Origin of the sequence: Streptomyces misionensis (assembly GCF_007896895.1) — a bacterium.
GTDB classification, from domain to species: Bacteria; Actinomycetota; Actinomycetes; order Streptomycetales; family Streptomycetaceae; genus Streptomyces; species Streptomyces misionensis_A.
In genome coordinates, this window is sequence record NZ_VOGW01000040.1 from 68,469 (window position 1) to 85,065 (window position 16,597).

Here is a 16,597-nt window from a genome sequence, read left to right on the forward strand (position 1 = left end):
GTCAGTCCACGGGGTGGCCGGCCTCGATGCCGATCGCGTCGGACAGCCGCAGCAGCGGGCCCCCGCGCCCCTCTCCCCACTCCAGCGGGTCGAGGACGAAGCCGACGTGGTCGCCACCGTCGACGCGGTGCAGGATGGTGCCGACGCACCAGGCCGCCGCGTCCCCGAGGACCACGGCGCCGCCGGGTCCCCGCACCAGGTCGAGCCCGGTGAACTTGTCGGTGTCGTCCCCGGTTCGGCCGCCGAAGAGTTCCGCGAGGGCGCGCTGGTCGCGGGTGAGCAGATGGACGGCGAGGCACTGCGCGGCGCGGGCGACGCGGTAGGTGCGGTTCGCCTTGGACAGCCACACGGCGAACCGGGGCGGCTGGATGGAGCACTGCCCGGCGAAGCCGACCAGGCAGCCCGCCCGCTCGCCGCCGGCCGCGGCGGTGACCACGCACATATCGGGATCGAGCCGCCCAAGGAAAACGTCCGCCCGCGCCATGCCGCTCCGCTCCGTCCGCCGCCGCTCGGTCCCCTCACACCGATGTTCCCGCGCACCGGGGTTCCCCGCGCGCCGTCCCCCAATCGCTCGGCGGCCCTCCGCGCATCGCCCGGAGACCCTCCGCAACAAAACGATCAAATGATCATCTCGGTCTTTCCTGTTGAGCGTTCAGGAAAGCGCGTGCTAGAAAGCGCCGTCATGACGACTCCTTGGTCACGCCGTGCCTTCCTGGCCGCCTGCTCCGGCGGTGCCGCCGCGCTGGGAGTGGGCGCCGCGCCCCGGGCCTTCGCGGCACCGGACGAGTTCGCGGCCCTGCGGGCGAGGTGGCGCACCCTGGTCCTCGGCGAGGGCTTCGACCCCGGTGCCGAGCCCTTCGCCTCCCGCCTGGCCGACCTGGGCCGCACGACGCGGCAGTACCTCGCCGCCATGGCCCCCGTCGCCGGCTCCCTGTGGCCGGACCTCCCGTACGGCGACCCGGACCCGGACACCGACCAGGAATCGTTCACCTTCTCGGGCAACATGAGCACCAGTCACACCCGGCTGAGCACGCTCGCGCAGGCGTACGCCCAGCCGGGCACCGGGCTGACCGGCGACACCGCCCTGCGCGACGCCGTGGTCGCCGGCCTCGGCCACCTCCACGACGACGTCTACAACGCGCGCCGGACGCCGTTCGGCAACTGGTGGAGCTGGCAGATCGGCGCCCCGCAGGCGCTCCTCGACACGTGCGTGCTGATGTACGACGCGCTGTCCGCCGAACAGCTCGCCGACCACACCGCGGCCGTGGACCACTTCGTGCCGGACTCGGCGGTGGCGGTCTACAGCGGCACCAGCACGGGCGCCAACCGGGTCGACCTCTGCCGGGTGCTGGCGCTGCGCGGGGTGGTCGGGGACGACGCGGCCAAGGTGGCGCTGGCCCGCGACGCCCTCTCGCCCGTCTTCCCGTACGTCACCTCGGGCGACGGTCTGCACGCCGACGGCTCCTTCATCCAGCACACCTGGGTGCCGTACACGGGTTCCTACGGCTCGGTGTTCCTGGGCGGACTGGGGATGCTGTTCGCGCTGCTGGCCGGCTCCGGCTGGGAGGTGACGGACGGGAACCGGCAGATCGTGTTCGACTCGGTGGAGCGTGCCTGGGCGCCGTTCCTCCACAACGGCCTGGTCATGGACGGCGTCGCGGGCCGGGCGATCAGCCGGGGCCTGTCGGCCGCCGATCCGAAGGCGATCCAGCAGGACGACCATCTGCGCGGCCACCCCGTCCTCGCCTCCGTGCTGCTGCTCGGGCAGGGCGCGAGCGCGGCGGAGAACGCGCGCTGGCGCGGTCTGGTGAAGGGCTGGATGCGTCGGGACACCTACAGCCCGCCGCTCGCCGATCCGGTGCTCGGTCTGCCCCACCTGGCCCGGCTCGACGCCGTCGACAAGGACCCGGCGGTGCCCGCGGTGCCGGAGCCGACCGGGCACCGGCTCTTCCCGGCGATGGCGCGGGCCACCCACCGCAGGCCCGGCTGGGCGGCCTCGCTGAGCATGGCCGGCAAGCGGATCGCCTACTACGAGTGCGGCAACGGTGAGAACCTGCGCGGCTGGCACACCGGAGCCGGAATGCTCTACTGGTGGGGCGACACCTTCACGGACGGCCAGTACAGCGACGCCTTCTGGCCGACCGTGGACCCGTACCGGCTGCCGGGCACCACCGTCTCCCGGCGGGTGCTGGCGGACGGGGCGGGCGGCGACTGGGGCGCGGCCAGACCGGACGTGAACTGGGTGGGCGGCGCGACGGACGGGGAGCGGGCCGCGGTCGGGCAGCACCTCCGAGGCCTCCGGTCGACGCTGGTCGCGAAGAAGTCGTGGTTCTTCCTGGACGACACGGTGGTCTGCCTGGGCGCGGGGATCACCTGCGCCGACGGCACGGCCGTGGAGACGACGGTCGAGAACCGGAACCTGGGGGCCGCCGGCGGCGCCCCGTTCACCGTGGACGGCAGGGCCGAGCCGGTCGCCCGCCCCTGGTCGAAGACGCTCACCGGCGCCGGCTGGGCGCATCTCGGCGGGCACGGCGGCTACGTCTTCCCCGGCGGCGCGACGGTGCGGGCGCTGCGCGACGCCCGGGAGGGCAGCTGGAGTTCGATCAGCACGGGCGGTTCCCCGACCGTGCTGAGCCGCACGTACCTGACGATGTACGTGGATCACGGCACCGATCCGGTGAACGCCTCGTACGCCTATCTGCTCATGCCGGGGGCGAGCGCCGCTCGGACGCGGGCCCGGGCGGCGGAGCGCGACTGGCTGACCGTGCTCGCCAACACGGACGACCAGCAGGGCGTCGCGGTCCGCTCACTCGGGTTCACCGGGGTGAACTTCTGGTCCGGCGGAACGGTCGGAACGCTCACCGCGAGCGATCCCTGCTCGGTCATGATCAGCGAGAAGGACGACGGCACGGCCGTGATCGCGGTGAGCGATCCGATGCTGATGCGCACCGGCCTGACCCTGACCTGGCGGCGGCCGGTCGCCGCGGTGGCCTCCGCGCCCGCCACGGTCGTCTCGGCCGGCACCGGACGCTGGCTGACGCTCGTCTTCGGCGACCTCAGGGGTACGGCCGGGGTGAGCCCGCGGATCACCGTCAGACTGGGCTGACCGCTCCCTCGACGAACCGGCTCAGGGACGCCGTGACCGCGCCGACGAAGGCGTCCCTGTCCGCCTCCGGCAGGGCGTCCAGCGACAGATAGGGGTTCAGGTCCTCCAGCTCGACCAGCAGCAGGGCGCCGTCGGGGGCGCGGCAGGCGTCGACGCGCTGGATGCCGTGGCGAAGGTCGTTCCAGTCCACGAAGCGCCGGGCGAACTCCAGGTCGGCGGCGGTCGCCGCGTACGGCTTCAGCTCCCAGCGGCGGCGCGGGTCGGGGGCGTAGAGGGCGTACTGGAAGTCGTCGTCCACGAAGTAGAAGGAGACCTCGTGGTCGAAGTCCACGTACGGCTGGATCAGCATGTCGTCCCCGGCGAAGGCGGCGACCCGGCCCGCGGGGACGATCCGCAGGCCGAAGGAGTCCGCGCCGAGCCGGGGCTTGCACACGTAGCGGTCGGCTGCCGGGAGCCGGTCCAGGTCCGCGGCCCGGCCCACGGTCGGGATCACGGGGTAACCGGCGTCGGTCAGGTCGAGCAGGTACTGCTTGCCGGCCATGTCCGCCTTGCCGGTGAGCGGGTTGTACACCGGGGTCCCGCGCTCCAGCGCCCGCGCGCGGAAGGCGTCGTACGCCTGCTGGTGGCCGAGCACGGGCCCGGAGTTGCGCACGACGACCGCGTCGTACCCGTCCATCAGCGTCACCGCGTCCAGCGGATGGCACAGGGCCAGGTCGAAGTGGGCGCGCAGCCGGGAGGTGAGCCAGATGTCCTCGTCGCAGTAGCGGCGCCCGCGGGCCTGGTACGCCAGATCGGTGACGTAGAGAAGGCGGGGACGGGCGTCGGGCATACGGGTCTCCTCGGGCGTGGTCGGGTGCGGGTGCCACCGGGCGCAGAAAGGTTACGCCCGAATGATCGGCTCCCACCGGCGGGGTCGCGGCGCGCCGGTGCCGGCCGGGCGGGGGCGCACGACGAGGGCGTTCTCCTCCGCGTCTTCGCGGCGAGGCGCCTTGCCCACTCGACGCCTTGACGACTGGGCGGCTGGGCGACTTGACGACTGGGCGGCTGGGCGGCTGGGCGGCGCCCTGCCGCAGGCAGGGCCCGGAACCTAGCACGGTCCCGGGCCCCGCACCATGGACGGATCGGCGTGTCCGACCCCCCGGCGGGACGCCATCTCGTCCAGTGCGTCCGGGGCCCGGCCGCCCGCACAATGTCGGCCTCGGCCGGCCACCGCGCCCGGGGAGCCCGGGGCGTGCGGCCGTCGGAGCGCGTACGGTCCGGACGAACAGGGCCGCGCCGCGAGCGAGTTCTCGACCCGCACCACCACCGTGTACCCGCGTGGCTCCGACAGGAGGACATCGTGACCGCTTCCGTCCCGCTGCCGCTCAGCGGCGTCCTCGTCGCCGACTTCGGGCGCGTGCTGGCCGCGCCGTACGCCACCATGCTCCTGGCCGACCTGGGCGCGGACGTCATCAAGGTCGAGCATCCGCGGGGCGGCGACGACACCCGCGCCTGGGGTCCGCCGTACGCGCACGGCGAGGCCACCTACTTCCTCTCCGTCAACCGCAACAAGCGCTCCGTGGCGCTCGATCTGCGCGACCCGGCCGACCGGCGCCGCGCCCGTGCACTGGCGCGCCGTGCCGATGTGTTGTTCGAGAACTTCCGGCCCGGGACGCTGCGCAAGCACGGGCTCGGCTACGAGGAGGTCCGGGCCGCGAACCCCGGGATCGTCTACTGCTCGATCACCGGCTTCGGCTCCGGGCCGGGGGCCGCGCTGCCCGGGTACGACCTGCTGATCCAGGCCGTGGGCGGGCTGATGAGCGTCACCGGGCCGGCGCCCGGGGAGCCGGTGAAGACCGGGGTGGCGCTGGTGGACGTGCTCACCGGGCTGCACGCGGCGGTCGGTGTGCTGGCCGCGCTGCGGCACCGGGAGGCGACCGGCGAGGGGCAGCGCATCGAGGTCGATCTGCTCTCCACCCTGCTGTCGAGCCTGGTCAACCAGTCCGCCGGGTACACCCTGGCCGGCCGGGTGCCGGGCATCCTGGGCAACCGGCACCCGTCCATCGCGCCGTACGAGGTCTTCCGGGCCAAGGACCAGCCGCTGGTGATCGCCGTCGGCAACGACCGCCAGTTCGCGGCGCTCTGCCGTGGCCTCGGCGCCCCGGAGCTGGCCGCCGATCCGCGCTTCGCCGGCAACGCCGACCGGGTCGGCCACGTGGAGGAATTGGCGGAGCGGCTCGGGGAGTTGCTGGCCGCTCGCACGGCGGCCGAGTGGTTCGAGCACCTCACCCCGCTCGGCGTCCCCTGCGGCCCGGTCAACGACCTCGCCCAGGCGTTCGCGCTCGCCGACCGGCTCGGTCTCTCGCCCCGGGCGTCGGTGGACGGCGACGGCGGCGACGCCCTGGACCTCGTCGCCAACCCGATCAACCTGTCCGGGACCCCGCCCCGTTACGACCGCCGGCCGCCTCGCCTCGGCGAGCACACCGGCGAGATCACCGACTGGCTGGACTCCTGAACGCCCCGACCGCTCAGGACGCGTCGGTGGCCGGGGGCCGGGCGCCGCAGGAGGTGCGGATGCGCAACTCCGGCAGCAGGTCGAGATGTTGGCGCGGACCCGGGGTCAGCCGGCCGGCGCGCTCGGCGATGCGGCGCAGCAGGATGCCGGTGGCGTGTTCGCCGACCGAGCGCTTGGGCGGGGCGACGGCGGTGAGCGGGACGTCGGCGAGCGCGGCGACCTGGTCGTCGTAGGAGATGAGGGCGAGGTCGTCGGGCACGCGCACGCCGTGCGCCTGGAGACGGGGCACGAGCACGATGGCGTCCTCGTCGCTGTGCACCAGGGCGGCGGTGACCCCGTGGGCGCGGACCGCCTCGACCAGGTGGTCCACGCTGGTGTCGTAGTCGCCGTGGGCGCGCACGGCCGGGGCGCCCTGATGGACCTCCAGGCCGCGGGCGCGGACGGCGGCCTGGAACCCGGCGCTGATCTGCGCGGCGTGCGGGCCCTCCTGGAGGACGGCGGTGATCCGGCGGTGGCCCAGGTCGGCGAAGTGGCCGACGGCGACGGCGGCGCCGTGCGCGCGGTCGGTGCGCACCCGGTCGAGATCGGCGGCGGGGTTGCCGGGCGGGGCGGAACGCTCGACCAGGACGACGGGCACCCCGCACTCGGTGAGCCACTTCTCCTGGCCGTGCGCGGGGACGCCGCCGAACCAGCTGGGCGCCACCAGCAGCCCCTGGGCGCCGCCCGCGATCAGGTGTTCCGCCTGGACCGAGTCCTCGGTGTCGACGTAGCCGGAGACCCCGAGCACCAGGCGGCCGCCGTGGGCGGCGACGGCCTCGCGGGCGCCGCCCACGATGTCGGTGAAGATGGAGACGGTGGTCGGCACGATCATGCCGATCACCGCGCCCTCGGCACGGTCGGGCAGCCGGCCGCCGGTGGCGGGGGCGGCGCCGTCGGCGTACTCGCCGGGCCAGACCACCGCGCCGTGCAGCCGCCGCAGCCGGCCCCCGGCGGCCAGCGTCTCGACGTCGCGCCGCAAGGTGACGGCGGAGACCCCGAGTTCCGCCGCCAGTTCGGCCACGCGGAGGCTGCCGCGCTCACGGACGAGTTCGAGCACCCGCTCATGGCGCTGGTCGACGTGCGGTCGCATGGGGCTCCCCCTGGACGGTGATCCGAGGCGCTCACTCTATGCCCACAAGCGTATCGATCGATTTCATTCAATTCGATCGCTTCGATGTTCGGGCGCGCAACGCGGACAGCACTCAGTTCCCTATTTCTCCATGCAGGCTGCACTGAGTGCCATACATTCCGGCCCGAGTGCTACGTTCCCGTCCATGAGCTCCAGCAGCGCGGCGCCCGCCGCCAAACCGCCGATGCGGGACGCCCTGGTCGCGGCGGCCTTCCGGCTCTTTTCGGAACGCGGCTACGAGCAGACCACGGTGGACGACATCGTGGCCCTGGCCGGGGTCGGCCGGCGTTCCTTCTTCCGGTACTTCCCCTCCAAGGAGGACGTGGTCTTCCCCGACCACGAGCGCTGCCTCGCCGACATGACCGCCTTCCTCGCCGCGAGCGGCCCGGAGCACGAGCCGGTGCGGCGGGTGTGCGACGCGGCCCGGCTGGTGCTTCAGATGTACGCGGAGAACCCGGCCTTCTCGGTGCAGCGTTACCGGCTCACCCGGAAGGTGCCGGGCCTGCGGGCGTACGAGCTGTCGGTGGTCCGGCGCTACGAGCGCGCGCTGGCCCGGTATCTGCGCGGCCGGTTCGCCGGGCTCCCCGACGGGACGCTGCGGGCCGATGTGATCGCGGCGGCGGTGGTCGCCGCGCACAACAACGGGCTGCGTTCCTGGCTGCGTTCGGACGGACAGGGTGACGCGGGCGCCGCGGTGGACCACGCACTGGGATGCGTGCAGCGGGAGTTCGCGCACCCGCGGGACGCCGGTCCGGCCCGGCCCGCCGCGCGGGTCACCGCCCTGACCGGCGAGCAGGCCGCCTCCCCGGCCGACGACGTGCTGGTCCTCGTCACCCGCCGCGACGCGCCGCTGTGGCGGGTGGTGCGGGAACTGGAGGCGGTGCTGGACCGCGCCTGACGGCCAGGCGAGCAGCCCGAATTTACATATTCGAGGGTACCGAGTGCCTTTACGGGTGACACTGAGTGCCATAACCTGGCGGGCGTGCACGGCGGCCGGGCCGTCGGCACACGCGTGCAACGGGACCTGCACGCGGGATTCCGGCCGAGCGCAGGGAGTTGACCAGGATGTTCCACCACTCAGCGAGCGCCCCGTCCACGGTGGCCGGCTCCGCGGCGGGTGTTCTCGATCCCGTCGCCGCGGCACCCAAGGACGCCCTCCTGTTCCAGCGCTGCACCTGGTGCGGTACCGCGATGTTCCACCGGCTGCTGTGCCCGGTGTGCCAGGGCAGTGAGCTGCGCACCGAGCGCAGCGAGGGCGTCGGCACCGTCCGCCACTCCACGATCGTGCACCGCAACACCCCGGCGGCACGCAACGTCTCGCTGATCGAGATGGCCGAGGGGTTCGTCGTGCGGGGCCGGGTCATGGGCCCGCCGGTCGGCGTCCACAGCGGCGACCGGGTCCGGCTGTCCACCGCCAAGGACCCGGTGCGCGGCGAGCCGGTCTTCCAGCTGCTGGACGAGCCGTACCGGGCCTGGACCTGACCGCAGCAGGCACCTGCCCCGCACGCCCCCGGCGCGGCCACCGCTCCCGCCCGCCCGAGCCGCACATGTGATCCATTGCCGCTCTTTCACAGGCAACCCACAGGCACCGCGTTCCGTCCTCCGGGGACGAGGGGCCCCCGGGACGGCCGGGGCGCCCGAGGTCGGGGGTCGAGGAGGAACAGTGGTCCGTGCCCGGCGCATATGGGTCACCGCCGCCGCGTTATGCGCGGTGGCGGGAGCGTCTCCAGGGGTGGCCGCCGCCCAACCACCGTCGGTCGCGGGGCCGTCGGCCTCCGTGGGCGGCGAGGCGCTGCCACCGGGCTGGCGGCTGACCGGCGGGGGCCCGGCGCCCCGGTTGGAGTGGCACGCCGACCGGCCGGTGCCGATGGGTGACGCGCGGGTGGAATTCCGTTCCGGTGACCGGCTGTTGGGGGTGCCGAAGCCCAGCGCCGACGGTCGCACCTTCCGGCTGCCGCTGGACGGGCGGCGGCCGGCCGGACTGCGCGGGCTCCAGGTCTGGTCCGGCGGGCAGCGGCTGGACGTCCGGGCGAGCGAGGCGGCGTCCACGTCGCCGGTCGAGCCGCCGCCGAAGCTGCCCGCGAACAGCGTCGATCCCGGCAAGCCGGGCACGTACCGCACCAAGACCGGCGAGTACAGCCTGAAGTCGGTCCGGCTGCCGGGCTTCAAGGCGCCGGTGGAGATGCGGGCGGTGGTCGTCGCCCCCGTCGGCACCCGGGGCGAGCGGCCGCTCGCGCTCTTCCTGCACGGCCGCCACTACACCTGTTACCGGGGCGAGGAGATATCCGTCGACTGGCCGTGCAAGTCCGGCTACCTGCCGGTGCCGAGCCATCGCGGCTATCTGCGCGACCAGCGACTCCTCGCCTCGCAGGGCTATATGACGGTGTCGATCGCGGCCAACGGCATCAACGGCCAGGACGACGAGTCGGCCGAGGACGGCGGGGCCCAGGCCCGCTCCTCCCTGGTCCGGCTCCATCTGGGCCAGTGGGCGGACTGGGCCCGGCACCCCGCGTCGGCACCGGAGATCGTCCGCGACGCGCCCCGCGCCGATCTGTCCCGGGTGCTGCTCGTCGGCCACTCCCGGGGCGGCGAGGGTGTCAACCGGGCGGCCCTGGACAGCCTTTACCCGCCGCCCGCCGACCAGGACGGCTACCACGGCCCGGTGGACTGGACCATCCGCGGCATGGTGCTCATCGGCCCCACCGTCTTCGGTCAGAACCCGGTGCCCGACGTCCCCTCGGTGACGGTCCTGCCCGGCTGCGACGGCGACGTCTCCGACCTCCAGGGCGAGGTGTACGTCGACGGGACGCGCGCGGTCAGCACCGGCACCGCGCTGCACAGCGCCGTGTACGTCGTCGGCGCCGACCACAACTTCTTCAACTCCGAGTGGACGCCGGGCACGTCGGCGGCGCCCTCCGAGGACGACTTCTACGACGACCCGGACCGTCCCGACCCGGTGTGCGGCGCGCGCGCCGCGACCCGGCTCACCGCCGACCAGCAGCACCGGGCCGGAGCCACGTACATCGCCGCCGCCGCGCGGCTGTTCCTGGCCGGCGACGACCGGGTACGGCCGCTGCTGGACGGCTCCGGCAGGCGGGCGCCGTCCGCCGACCCGGCGCGAGTCCTCAGCCACGCCGTGGGGGCCCGCCGCGACGGCGGGTTGCTGCCGGACGGCAGGGTGTCGGTGACCGGCGGCAGGCTGTGCGACGCCGTCAACCCGAGCCCGGCCAAGGCCTGTCTGGGCGAGGACGCCAAGGGGTACTCACCGCACTTCGCGCAGTGGTGGGGCGCCGACCGGGAGACCGGCCGGCGCGCGATCGCGCTGCGCTGGTCGCGCGAGGGCACCCGCACCAGGGTGGCCCCCGGACGGCCGCTGTCGCTGTCCGGCGCCGAGGAGCTGGCGCTGCGGCTGTTCGTGCCGCCCAACTCCCGCGGCAGCCGGCTGGACGTGACCCTCACCGACACCACCGGCCACCGGGCGACGCTGGGCCGGGTCCGGGCCGACGGACTGCCCGGCAGCGAACGGACCGCCTCGTACTGGGCCCGCGAGATCCGCGTCCCGCTGACGGCGGCCACCCGGGCGGGCCTCGACCTGGGGTCCGTCAAGTCCATGGAGCTGACCTCGCGTTCCACGTCCGGCCGCGCCTGGCTGATGGACGCCTGGGGCTGGCGCCCGGGAACGCCCGAGGCCCGCGCGGCGGCTCTGCCCCGCGTCGACATCGGCCGGGAAACGGTCGACGAGGGCGACTCGGGCGTGCGCACCTACCACGTCCCGGTGCGGGTGACGGGACACGGCAGCGGTCAGGTCCGCGTCTACGTCCTGGACCCGGCCACCGGCCATGCCCGGGACCGGCTGGTCACCGTGCATCCGGGCGGCCATGACATCGACGTACCGGTCCAGGTGAAGGGCGACACCCGCTACGGCCCGGACAGGTCGTACGACGTCATGGTCAAGGCGGTGCGCGGTGCCGTCGTCGGCTCCTACAAGGGCGGGATCACCGTCCACGACGACGATCCCGCCCCCACGATGACCGTCACCCCGCTCGCCGACCGGGTCACGGAGGGCCAGTCGCTGCGGTGGCGGCTCTCCCTGTCCGAACCGGTCGACGTGGACATGGGCGCCGTCTTCGGCGTCGCCCCGCCCGCCTCCGGCGCCGAACTCTCCACCAAGGACGTCTCGGCCGCCTGGCTGCGCGACACCACCGGCCAGTCCCCCGACCCGGAGCGCCCGCTGTCCAAGGTGCACGGCCTCTACCTCTGGCTGGACGTCCCACCGGGCCGCACCAGCACGGACATCACCCTGCCCACGGTCAAGGACAAGGTCGCGGAACCCGCGGAGTCGGTGACCTTCCGCCGGCTCGACGACATGACCGGCGAGCCGCTGCCGGGCGGCCTGGTCTTCTCCGGAACGGTCCTGGACGGACCCGCGGGGCTCCGACCGTAGTCCAGAACCCGCAACCTGCCGGGCAGCGGGGCGAGTTCCACTCGCTCGCGCTGCCCCGACAGGCCGGCCGGTCAGTCGCCGAAGGTCACCCTTATACCGACCGTGCCGTCCAGACCGCGGCGCAGCCGGCTGCCGAGAAGGGTGAGCCGGCCGACGAGGCCGTACTTGCGCGCGATCAGGGCACGGTAGCGGGCGGTGGTGGCCGGGTCCGTGATCTCGGCGAGGGCCGGGACCTGGTCGCCGGTGGGATTGCCGCGCAGGTCGCAGGGGCCGACGAGGACGTCGGCCCGGCGTCGGATCCGCTTGACCTTGTGACTGTCGGCGGCCGTCCAGACGCCGAGCCCGTCCCCGTCGCGGACCACCCACACCGGGGTGGCGACCGGGGTGCCGTTCCCGCGAAAGCTGGTGACCAGCAGGTACTTACCGGCGCCGAGCCGGGCCGGCGGCGAGTCGTCGTCCATGACGGGAAGTCTAGGCCGCGCCGGACCGACGATCCGCCGCCAGCGCGTCACTCACTTCACGGCGACCGCCATCCGCCGTACCCCCTCGGTGAGGATGTCCGGCGAGGTCGCGAGGTTGAGGCGGACATGGCCCGCGCCGCCGGTGCCGAACGGCGGGCCGGCGGTGAGGGCGACCCGGCCGCGGTCCAGGAAGACCTGGGCGGGGTCGTCGCCGAGGCCGAGGGCGCGGCAGTCGAGCCAGGCCAGATAGGTGGCCTCGGCGGGATGGACGCGGATCTGCGGCAGGTGCTCGGCCAGCAGCTCGGCGAGCAGTCGCCGGTTGGCCTGGAGCCCGAGGAGGAGGGCGTCGAGCCAGCCGGTGGCCTCGCGCAGGGCGGCGGTGTGCGCGATGACGCCGAGATGGCTGGCGCCGTGGCCCACCTCCTCGGGCATCCGGGCGAGGTCGGCGGCGGCGCCGGGGCCGGCCAGGGCGAGGGCGGCCTTGAGGCCGGGGAGGTTCCAGCCCTTGGAGGCCGACATCAGGGACAGGCCCCGATCGGCGCCGGGCACGCTGAGGTAGGGCACGAAGGTGACGCCGGGGGCGACGAGCGGGGCGTGGATCTCGTCCGCGACGACCCGTACGCCGTGGCGTTCGGCGAGCTCGGCGACGGCCGCGAGTTCGGCGGCGGTGTGCACCGTACCGGTGGGGTTGTGCGGGCTGCACAGCAGGTAGGCGGCGCGCCCGCCGTCCGCCGTGGCCCGGGCGAACGCCTCCTCCAGCGCGGCCGGGTCGAGCCGCAGGTCCGCGCCGAGCGGGACCTCCACCACCCGGCGGCCCATATGGGCGACGAACGTGAAGAACGGCGGGTACACCGGCGGGTTGACGATCACCGGATCACCCGGCTGGGTGACCAGTCCGATCATCTCGACCACACCGAGCATCACGTCCGGAACGACCGCCGTACGCTCCACGGCGATCCCGTCCCAGCCCCAGCGCCGGGCGGCGAAGCCGGCCAGGGCCTCGGCGTAGGCGGTGCCGACGGGGTATCCGGTGTCGCCGAGGGCGAGTACGTCGGTGAGCGCGCGGACGATGGGCGGGGCGAGCGGGACGTCCATCTCGGCCACCCACAGCGGGAGCACGTCCTCGGGGTAGGTGCGCCACTTCATGCTCGTACGACGGCGCAGCCGCTCCAGGTCGAGGGCGCGCAACGGATCCGGTTCACCGGCGGTGTCGTGCGGGAAGCTGGTCATGGGGCACAAGATAGGGGGGGCGCGCGGTGAGCGGGAACGGGGCGGAAGAAGCCGGCCGCCCGGTGGCGGGCCGGCGACCGGCCCCGGATTCGACGGAGCGGCGGCAAAGATCAAGTCATGGGATTAGATTGCGTATTGAAGGATCTATCCCTCCTCCAGGCACCCAGGAGCTGACGCACGTGACCGACAACCCCGCAGCCACCAATGACGTCGCGGTGTCGCTGCGCGCCCGCATCAACACCGGCCAGCCGCACACGGCGCGGATCTGGAACTACTGGCTCGGCGGCAAGGACAACTACGAGGTCGACCGCGCGGCCGGTGACCAGATCCGCCGACTGCACCCGGGCATCGGGGAGTATGCGCGCGCCGACCGGCTGTTCCTGGGCCGGGCGGTGCGGCATCTGGTCGGCGAGGTGGGCATCCGCCAGTTCCTGGACGTCGGCACCGGGCTGCCCACCGCCGACAACACGCACGAGGTGGCGCAGCGGATCGCGCCGGAGTCCCGGATCGTGTACGTCGACAACGACCCGCTGGTGCTGGCGCACGCGCGGGCCCTGCTGACCAGCACGCCCGAGGGCCGTACCGACTACCTGGACGAGGATCTGCGCAATGTGGACGCGATCCTCGAACACGCCTCGAAGACGCTGGACTTCAACGAGCCGGTGGCGCTGATGCTGCTCGGCGTGGTCATCTTCATCGGCGAGGACGACGAGGCGTACGGGCTGGTGCGGCGGTTGATGGAGCGGCTGCCGAAGGGCAGCCACCTCGTGCTGTCGCACACCGTCACGCATCCGGCGATGCCGGACGTGGACGAGGCGGTGAAGTTCTGGAACGAGCACGGCACGCCGAAGCTGACCCAGCGCACCCCGGCGGACGTCACGCGGTTCTTCGACGGCCTGGAGCTGCTGGAGCCGGGCGTGGTCTCCTGCTCGCGCTGGCGCCCGGAGCACGATCACGGGGCGGAGCCGGAGGAGGTCGCCATGTTCGGCGGGGTGGCCCGCAAGGGCTGACGGTCGGGTGGCCCGCGACGCCCGTCGGGCGTCGCGGGTGCGCGCAGCGAGGTCAGACGGCCCGGCGCGGCCGTGGGGCCGCGGCGGCCCACTCCATCACGAGGCGCTGGTACTCCTTGCGCTGCTCGGTGGTCAGCGTCCCGCCCGACCGGCGCCACAGGGCCCGGATCTCCTCGTTGACCTCCGCGGCCGATCGCTCGGAGGCGGCTTCAACAGTGGTGGACATGCTGTGAAGCATATGCCGGTCGACGTGAAGGCGTTGTGAGTAAGTACCCCTGATACGGACATTTCGGACCGTGTTGCTCATCACGTCGAGTGTCAAGCCGCACGGGGGAGTTCACACCCGCCCCTCACCCGGCGACCGCGAGGAGCGACGGCCGGGTGAGGGTGAGCGACGCCAGGCGCGGCCCGCTCGTCCGGGGGGGCGCCCCCGGACGAGCGAGCGGCTCAGGTGCCGGGCTTGCGGCCGTAGACGAAGACGTCGTCGCCGTTGTGCAGCAGCGACCAGTACTTCTTGGCGTCCTTGCCGGTCATGTTGACGCAGCCGTGCGAGCCGGGCGGGTTCCACATGCTCAGGCCCACCGAGTGGAAGGCCTGGCCGCCGTCGAAGAACTGGCTGTACGGCATGGGTACGCCGTTGTACAGCGACGAGACGTGGTCGATGTCACGCCAGTAGATCTTCTTCAGGCCGGTGCGGGTGACGTACCCCTTGCGGCCGGTGCGCACGGGCACCGGGCCGTAGACGAGCTTCTTGCCGTCCTGGATCCAGCTGAGCTGATGGGTCAGGTCCACGCACGCGATCCGGCCCTTGTTCACCGGGCACGCGCCGCTCTTGTTGGGGTTCTTGCCCACGGCCCGCTGTTTGGTGATGAGGTCCATCACACCCCAGGTGACGTTCCCGGCGTAACCGATGGTGGGCGTGATGCCGTTCTTGGCCTGGAAGGCCCGGATGGCCTTGCAGTCGGCGGCGGACTGCCGGCCGTCGACCGGGCGGCCGAGGAACTTCTCCACCTGCTTCTGGTGCGGGCCCGTCGCGGTGGTGCAGTAACTCGCGGCCTGGGCCGGGGCCGCGGTGAGAGCCAGTGTGAGCGGCGCCACCATACCCGCGACGCCCAGCGCGACAACGGCTCGTCTACGTATGTCCCCCATGAGGGATCTTCACCTTCTCCCCAGTTCGCCCAGGGACATCCCCCGGGTGTTTCTGTGCGATTCCCACGATCTCGGACAAGTAGACCCCGGGGGAAATCGTGGGGTTGTGCTTCCGGTCACGCTGTGACGAAACGGTGAACTTCCTCACCCCGCAGCCGGCCGCCGGGGAGCCTGCGGCCGTAGGCGACGAGCAGCAGGTCCTGGGCCGCGCCGTGCAGGGGCGCACCGGCGCCGAAGGACCAGTCGAGGTCGTCGGCGCACAGCCGGACCCCGGTGAGGTCGGTGCCGAAGAACCGGAAGGCCCGCGGATCGACGGCGGCGAGGAGGACCCGCAGCCGCTCCTCGGGAACCCGCCGGTCCAGGCCGAGGGCGACGGTGACGTCCAGCCCGTGGACGACGTCGTGGCCGAGGGCCGCGGCACGGCGACCGGGGGTGTCCAGGGGTGATGGGCGTGGGTGCGCAGGAACCCGGCGAGTTCGCGGTCCGGGTGGGCGGCCGCGTCCCGGCGGGCGAGCCGGTCGGTCGTACGGTGCAGACTGCCGCGCGCCTTGACCAGTTCCAGCAGCACCTTCGCCGTCGGGTGGCGGAACCCCATCGACATGTGCGCGACCACCTCCCGTACCCGCCAGCCCGCGCAGAGACTGGCCGCCTCCCACTGCGCGGGACTCAGCCCCTCGAAAAAATTGGCCAGTTCGCGGCGTTCGGCGGCGATGAGCGTGGCGATGTCGGCGGCTGCTTTCCCCATGTCTCCAGCATGGGCAGCCCGCTTCGAGAAGTCCAAGACATGATCCGTCTCGGAACTATGACTGGTTATGGAGTTGAGGCAGCTGCGGTACTTCGTGACGGTGGTGGAGGAGGGCGGTTTCACCCGGGCCGCCGAGCGGCTGCGGCTGGCGCAGCCGGGGCTCAGCGCGCAGATACGGCAACTGGAGCGGGAGTTGGGGCAGCCGCTGCTGGACCGCTCCGGGCGGGCGGTGCGGCCGACGGAGGTCGGGCACGCCGTGCTGCCGTACGCACGGGCCGCGCTCGCGGCGGTCGAGGGCGTGCGGCAGACCGCCGAGGAGTACACGGGCCTGCTGCGCGGACGGGTCGCGATCGGCCTCGTGCCCGGCACCCTCGCCCACCCGTTCGACCTGGCCGGGCTGCTGGCCGCCTTCCACCGGGCGCATCCCGGGGTGGAGGTCACCCTCACCGAGGACGTCTCGGACCGGATGCTGGCCGCGGTGCGCGGCGGCGCGCTGGACCTCGCGGTGGCCGGGGTGGCGCAGGAGGATCCGCCGCCGGGCGTCGCGTGGGAGGTGGTCATGGACGAGCCGCTGGTCGTGGCGGCCGTCCCCGGGCACCCCCTGATGGCCGGGCACCCGGAGGCACGGGCCGTCGCACCGGCCGCACTGGACGGACACCGGCTGATCGGGCTGCCGCACGGCACCGGACTGCGGGCCCTCTTGGACCGGCTGTGCGCCGGGGCCGGGTTCCGGCCGCACATCGCCTTCGAGGCCGCGACCCCGGACGCGCTCGCGCGCCTCGCCGCGCGC

Annotated in this window: 15 protein-coding genes and 1 pseudogene; 8 read left to right on the forward strand and 8 right to left on the reverse strand. The window is 73.5% G+C overall.

Features of this window, described 5'->3' with window-relative positions; translation table 11 throughout:
• Position 1: 1 nt before the first annotated feature.
• A complete protein-coding gene (locus tag FRZ03_RS06765) occupies positions 2–484 on the reverse strand; it encodes a flavin reductase family protein (RefSeq protein ID WP_146464223.1) in 483 nt (160 codons plus the stop codon).
• A 198-nt stretch (positions 485–682) separates the two neighbouring features.
• On the opposite strand from FRZ03_RS06765, the gene FRZ03_RS06770 reads away from it, so the two are divergent.
• A complete protein-coding gene (locus FRZ03_RS06770; protein WP_146464224.1) occupies positions 683–3,106 on the forward strand; it encodes a polysaccharide lyase 8 family protein in 2,424 nt (807 codons plus the stop codon).
• On the opposite strand, the gene FRZ03_RS06775 is transcribed toward FRZ03_RS06770, so the two are convergent.
• Positions 3,093–3,935: an ATP-grasp domain-containing protein gene (locus tag FRZ03_RS06775; protein WP_146464225.1), complete on the reverse strand. Its 843-nt coding sequence runs from the start codon at positions 3,933–3,935 to the stop codon at positions 3,093–3,095. The genes FRZ03_RS06770 and FRZ03_RS06775 overlap by 14 nt on opposite strands.
• Before the next feature lie 510 nt (positions 3,936–4,445).
• Here FRZ03_RS06775 and FRZ03_RS06785 point away from each other — a divergent pair.
• Complete coding sequence (locus FRZ03_RS06785) at positions 4,446–5,600, forward strand: CaiB/BaiF CoA transferase family protein (protein WP_146464227.1); 1,155 nt, start codon at positions 4,446–4,448, stop codon at positions 5,598–5,600.
• Positions 5,601–5,613: 13 nt separating this feature from the next.
• Here the strand turns inward: FRZ03_RS06785 and FRZ03_RS06790 are convergent, their stop codons facing one another.
• The gene (locus FRZ03_RS06790; RefSeq protein ID WP_146464228.1) at positions 5,614–6,729 is read right to left on the reverse strand and encodes a substrate-binding domain-containing protein; all 1,116 of its coding nucleotides are present in this window, start codon (positions 6,727–6,729) and stop codon (positions 5,614–5,616) included.
• Positions 6,730–6,913: 184 nt separating this feature from the next.
• Here FRZ03_RS06790 and FRZ03_RS06795 point away from each other — a divergent pair, with 184 nt between their 5' ends.
• The 3 genes from FRZ03_RS06795 (at position 6,914) to FRZ03_RS06805 (ending at position 11,212) form a co-directional block, all read left to right on the forward strand.
• Positions 6,914–7,666 (forward strand): TetR family transcriptional regulator, encoded by a 753-nt coding sequence (locus FRZ03_RS06795; protein ID WP_146464229.1) that lies wholly within the window; start codon positions 6,914–6,916, stop codon positions 7,664–7,666.
• A 167-nt stretch (positions 7,667–7,833) separates the two neighbouring features.
• Positions 7,834–8,250 (forward strand): Zn-ribbon domain-containing OB-fold protein, encoded by a 417-nt coding sequence (locus FRZ03_RS06800; protein WP_146464230.1) that lies wholly within the window; start codon positions 7,834–7,836, stop codon positions 8,248–8,250.
• 181 nt (positions 8,251–8,431) lie between these two features.
• Positions 8,432–11,212 carry an alpha/beta hydrolase gene (locus FRZ03_RS06805; protein WP_146464231.1) on the forward strand — a complete coding sequence of 927 codons (2,781 nt, stop codon included), beginning with the start codon at positions 8,432–8,434 and terminating at the stop codon, positions 11,210–11,212.
• A 71-nt stretch (positions 11,213–11,283) separates the two neighbouring features.
• Here FRZ03_RS06805 and FRZ03_RS06810 read toward each other — a convergent pair whose 3' ends face one another.
• Positions 11,284–11,673: a PPOX class F420-dependent oxidoreductase gene (locus FRZ03_RS06810; protein ID WP_146464232.1), complete on the reverse strand. Its 390-nt coding sequence runs from the start codon at positions 11,671–11,673 to the stop codon at positions 11,284–11,286.
• A 51-nt stretch (positions 11,674–11,724) separates the two neighbouring features.
• Positions 11,725–12,903: a MalY/PatB family protein gene (locus FRZ03_RS06815; protein ID WP_146464233.1), complete on the reverse strand. Its 1,179-nt coding sequence runs from the start codon at positions 12,901–12,903 to the stop codon at positions 11,725–11,727.
• 179 nt (positions 12,904–13,082) lie between these two features.
• Between FRZ03_RS06815 and FRZ03_RS06820 the strand changes: the two genes are divergently transcribed.
• Entirely contained in the window at positions 13,083–13,913 is an 831-nt protein-coding gene (locus FRZ03_RS06820) for an SAM-dependent methyltransferase (protein WP_146464234.1), read from the forward strand.
• 52 nt (positions 13,914–13,965) lie between these two features.
• On the opposite strand, the gene FRZ03_RS38860 is transcribed toward FRZ03_RS06820, so the two are convergent.
• On the reverse strand, positions 13,966–14,151 hold the full coding sequence (locus FRZ03_RS38860) for a hypothetical protein (RefSeq protein WP_186785286.1): 186 nt from the start codon (positions 14,149–14,151) through the stop codon (positions 13,966–13,968).
• Between the two features lie 209 nt (positions 14,152–14,360).
• Positions 14,361–15,062: a L,D-transpeptidase family protein gene (locus tag FRZ03_RS06825; protein WP_146464235.1), complete on the reverse strand. Its 702-nt coding sequence runs from the start codon at positions 15,060–15,062 to the stop codon at positions 14,361–14,363.
• 134 nt (positions 15,063–15,196) lie between these two features.
• Here FRZ03_RS06825 and FRZ03_RS41135 point away from each other — a divergent pair, with 134 nt between their 5' ends.
• Positions 15,197–15,508, forward strand: coding sequence for a hypothetical protein (locus FRZ03_RS41135; protein ID WP_398659852.1), 312 nt, complete (start codon positions 15,197–15,199; stop codon positions 15,506–15,508).
• A gap of 56 nt (positions 15,509–15,564) precedes the next feature.
• Here the strand turns inward: FRZ03_RS41135 and FRZ03_RS41140 are convergent.
• Positions 15,565–15,807, reverse strand: a pseudogene (locus tag FRZ03_RS41140) (maleylpyruvate isomerase N-terminal domain-containing protein); the annotation flags it as partial.
• Between the two features lie 67 nt (positions 15,808–15,874).
• Here FRZ03_RS41140 and FRZ03_RS06835 point away from each other — a divergent pair.
• Positions 15,875–16,597: LysR family transcriptional regulator (locus FRZ03_RS06835; RefSeq protein WP_146464278.1), on the forward strand; the 723-nt coding region annotated here is incomplete at its 3' end.